Genomic DNA, 1206 nt, shown 5'->3' with positions numbered 1-1206 from the left:
GCGTAGATGTCCAGCGCGACGCCGTCGGCCGCGCGGGCGGCGTCGATCCAGCCGTCCGGGCTGCCGACGTTGCCCTTGGAGTTGGTCTCCCACTGGTAGGCCATGGCGGAGTACCAGACCTGCACGCCGGGGTTGGCGGCCTTCACCACGGTGACGGTCTTGCGCATGAGCTCGGCGAAGGTCGCGCCGGACATGTTGTCCTCGGGCTCGTGGTAGACGGTGAAGATCGTCCCGGCGGGCAGTGCGCCGGCGAGTGCGCGCAGCTGCCCGTCGTACTTGCCGTCGACGTAGCCGCGCACGTCCTTGCCGATCGGCTTGGCCGAGTACCAGTGCAGCGAGGCGGCGGAGTGCCAGTTCGCCGAGGACGGCTCCGGCAGCGTCTGGTCGAAGGACCGGCGGTAGCTGAGCTTGCCGCCGCCGATCTCCTCCTGGGCCACCGACCAGGCCTTTCCTTCGGGCCCGGTGCTCGCGCCCACCCAGATCGGCACGTCCGCGCGCACGGGCAGTGGTGCGCCGACCGTTATGGCGGCGACGGCGAGCAGGGTCGTGATTCTTCTCGGCACGAGGACTCCTCGGGCTTCTCGGCGACAACGGCGGGTTTGTCGGGCGCATGCCTACCCACCGCGGTCGCCGAGCGCACCCGCACTTCAAGAACGTGAACCCGGAACCGCCTTCCTGCCGTGCCGAGGTCAGGCGGGTTCGGCGGCGCAGGTCGTGTCGCGGGCCGGGAACCGGCCGTTGAGCAGGAACGCGTTCACGGCGTCGTTGCCGCACTTGTTCCTGGCGAACACGTAGACGCCGTGACCGCCCTGGTCGACGGTCACCAGCCGAGCCCGGTCACCGAACGCGCGCCGCAGCTTCTGCGCGCCGATCAACGGAGTGCCGGGGTCGCGCTCGTTCTGCACCAGGAGCACGTTCGACGGGCCGCGGTCGGTGATGCGCACCTGGGGCTCGACCGGCTCGGAGGGCCAGTACGCGCACGGTCCGATGTTGGCGGCGGCCGCCCCGATCAGGGGGTGGCGAATCCGGTCGGCCGCGACGTCGCGCTGGTAGGACTGGACGGACTTGGGCCAGCTGGAGTCGCCGCAGATCACGTGCAGGCGCCCCGTTTTCGTGTTGTCCGCGGGCACGGCGGTGGCGGCGGACCGAGCGGCGGGCTGGGCCTGGTCGAGTTCCTTCCAGAGATCGGCCAGCGCGGGGACGTCC

Annotated in this window: 2 protein-coding genes; both read right to left on the bottom strand. The window is 71.1% G+C overall.

Annotated elements, in window-relative coordinates:
• Positions 1–563, bottom strand: a 563-nt coding sequence (locus CCN37_RS37610; RefSeq protein ID WP_143262035.1) for a hypothetical protein, incomplete at its 3' end; no start/stop codon positions are given.
• 126 nt (positions 564–689) lie between these two features.
• The coding region (locus tag CCN37_RS37605; protein ID WP_143262034.1) for an alpha/beta hydrolase at positions 690–1206 on the bottom strand (517 nt) is incomplete at its 5' end.

Origin of the sequence: Allokutzneria sp. NRRL B-24872 (genome assembly GCF_002155965.1) — a bacterium.
Taxonomy (GTDB): Bacteria; Actinomycetota; Actinomycetes; order Mycobacteriales; family Pseudonocardiaceae; genus Allokutzneria.
Note: the sequence above shows the minus strand (reverse complement) of the source record. Positions and strands in the feature narration are given on the sequence as shown.